Source organism: Sphingobacterium sp. UBA7253 (genome assembly GCF_002472745.1).
Taxonomy (GTDB): domain Bacteria; phylum Bacteroidota; class Bacteroidia; order Sphingobacteriales; family Sphingobacteriaceae; genus Sphingobacterium; species Sphingobacterium siyangense.
This window is the reverse complement of record NZ_DKSP01000114.1, coordinates 1-2,944: the sequence shown is the minus strand read 5'-3', so window position 1 is coordinate 2,944 and position 2,944 is coordinate 1. Positions and strand designations below refer to the sequence as shown.

Below are 2,944 nucleotides of genomic sequence, written 5' to 3'. Positions count from 1 at the left end.
ATGCTGGTTGATAATGAAAAAGCGTTGGAAGGTATTTTTCATTATCAACCAGCATATTGCCAGTAGAGGAGCCCATAAAAACTTTTATACCACAGACATTTCTTGGATTCGTTTTAAGTACCTCCTCAAGATTATCATTAGCTGCCCCCATAAAGAATGAATAATTGGCCAGCGCATTTTTTGCTGCAATATCATATTTATCTTGAAGCAATTGTTGGGTCAACGTATTAGGAACAGTGTTAGGCATTTCCATAAAGGAGGTTGTCCCACCGGCAACTGCGGCACGGCTCTCATGCCATATATCCGCTTTATAAGTTAAACCGGGTTCTCTAAAGTGAACCTGGTCATCAATAAGTCCAGGTAGCAAGTGTAGCCCCTCAGCATTTATTTCCTGATCAGCAGGATGATTAATTTCCTGAGCAATCATTTCGATTCGACCATTGCTGATATATACGTCAGCAACCTCAACTTTACCTTCATTGACAAGTTGCGCAGATTTTATAAGAATAGATGACATGTTGAAATTTTTACTTTGCTTTAGGTCAAAAGTAAAGATTTGTTGTGGTGATATCAAGTTATCTCGATAAAGAGTTGCCTATATGGAGGACAAATTTCTCCTTAAATTCTCTCCTTCCTCCTATGTCAAATTTGAAATATCCTACTCGTATTTGTCGAGATTTGGCGCAAGACGAATCGCATTAAATCTAAACTCCGGAAAGTTAATCGCAAAAAAAAAGAGGCCCTAGCCTCTCTTTTTATTCTTTATCGAATTTGTATCCTACTCCTTTTACGGTGGTTACATAATCATCACCTATCTTTTCGCGCAACTTGCGAATGTGAACATCAATTGTTCGATTGGTTACAACAACAGAATCTTCCCAAATGCTCTTTAAGATCTGCTCACGCGTAAACACCTTGTTTGGTTTTGAAGCCAATAGATACAATAACTCAAACTCTTTCTTTGCAAGAACAATCTTTTGTTCCCCTTTGTAAACTAAGAAAGAATCTCGATCAATGACCAAATCGGCAATTTCAATCTTATCTTGAACAGTGGCATCTGACTCTTCAGAAGTATTTCTTCTTAAAATAGCGTTTATACGACTCATTAAAGCACGCGGCTTAATTGGCTTTGCTATATAGTCGTCTGCACCGACATGAAATCCTGCGATCTCCGAATACTCTTCACTTCTTGCAGTCAAAAATACCATGAATGTACTTTTGAATTCAGGCATTGCGCGCATGATGCGACAAGCTTCAATTCCGTCCATCTTTGGCATCATCACATCCAAAATGATAAGGTCCGGATTTACTTGTTTAGCAACGTTGATTGCCTCTTCTCCATTTTGCGCTGTAGAGACCTGATAACCTTCACGATTTAAGTTGAATGCAATTAAATCCAAGATATCTTTTTCGTCATCAACAATTAAAATCTTTTGTTTCGAAGAACTCATTTGTCTTATTTTTTTTGCTAAATTATAAACAAAATGATAACAATCAGTTAATCTAATGTTACCAAATTATTAAGTAATATAATATTTAACAATAACACATTGATTACTTAATTGTTTTCTTCAAAAATGCCTCCAGTTCCTCTCCACGCAAGTTCTTTGCTATAATAATGCCGTTCGGATCGAGAATGTATGAGGTAGGCAAGGCTTTAACACGGTAATCAATGACAACCGGTGAGCTCCAAGCCTTCAAATCTGACACATGTGTCCAAGTTAACTTGTCATCTTCGATAGCACGCATCCAGGAACCAGGATTATCATCAAATGAAACGGAGAGTATATCAAAGCCTTTACCATGATAGGTATTGTACAACCTAACGAGATTAGGGTTTTCCTGGCGACAGGGCATACACCATGAAGCCCAAAAATCCACCAAAGTATATTTCCCTTTAAAACTCGATAATTTAACTTCTTTGTTTGATGGTGTAAAAGAAGTCAACTCAGGAGCAGGTTGCCCAATTGCCATTTTTTTCAGTTTTTGGGTCTCCTCTTTAAACTGTGTTACATATCTGTTCTCCGTAAATTCATTTTTTATTTTATCTGCATAGGTAATGATTTCATTTTCGGCTACTTCAGGATCTAAGGTAGAGATTGCATAAAAACCTGCAAGATCATTGTGCTTATTCGAGAAATCGACTGCTTTTTTTGTATATGCACGCAATTCTTCTGCAAACTTTGATTTATATTCAGCACGAATCTTTTCGATCTCAGCTGCTGTGGAATTGGCCGTTAGCTTTGAAAACACCGTCTGCAATGAGTCCTGTAGATAATCGCGATAATTTCGCTCTTTGGCAAAAGGCTGTATAGTCTTTGACAATTCAGAACCATCAACCTGGTAATCATTTACATCTTTATGCAAATCTGTCTTAAATGTAATTGTCTCCCCCGGAGAAGCAATTAAATCGTACCGATTTTTACCGACACGCAAGGACAACAATCTGGATTGGCTAGCAGGTCGTACAAACTGAAATTTGTTATTATCGCCAAAAAACATAGAATCCAGCTTGGTATCACCTTCATACAATGAAATAACTTTGATATTGCCAGGATTTTCGACATTTCCAGCGATGGTAAACTGTTCTTTATTTTGGCAACCCATCATCAAACCAACGATCCCTACTACTGCTAAAAAAACTGCCTTTTTCATCCGTTTATTTTTATTTGTTAAGTACCTATTCCCAATTACGCAAATGGCTTTGCTCTGTTTGATTCACGCTACATGTCGCAGCTTAAAGAATCGTGAAAACGATCAGATTTATTCGGATCTTCCAAGGAAGAAGTCGAATAAATCTGATGGTTTCGTATTGTATATTTAGGAAATAAAATCATCTATTTACATCCTAGTTCAGCTAAGTAGCCTGTTCAACTACCCCTAAAATTTATTTCAAGAAATCTATTGCTCGCCCCATTGCACCTTTTAATCCCGCTGGATTCTT

2 protein-coding genes and 1 pseudogene are annotated in these 2,944 nt (G+C 37.3%); all 3 read right to left on the bottom strand.

Going from position 1 to position 2,944, the window contains the following annotated elements; translation table 11 throughout:
* Positions 1-517: pseudogene (locus B2X72_RS11165) on the bottom strand (amidohydrolase family protein); the annotation flags it as partial.
* 238 nt (positions 518-755) lie between these two features.
* The gene (locus B2X72_RS11160; RefSeq protein ID WP_088160705.1) at positions 756-1,451 is read right to left on the bottom strand and encodes a response regulator transcription factor; all 696 of its coding nucleotides are present in this window, start codon (positions 1,449-1,451) and stop codon (positions 756-758) included.
* Positions 1,452-1,554: 103 nt separating this feature from the next.
* Positions 1,555-2,655, bottom strand: coding sequence for a TlpA family protein disulfide reductase (locus tag B2X72_RS11155; protein WP_088160704.1), 1,101 nt, complete (start codon positions 2,653-2,655; stop codon positions 1,555-1,557).
* Positions 2,656-2,944: the final 289 nt, after the last annotated feature.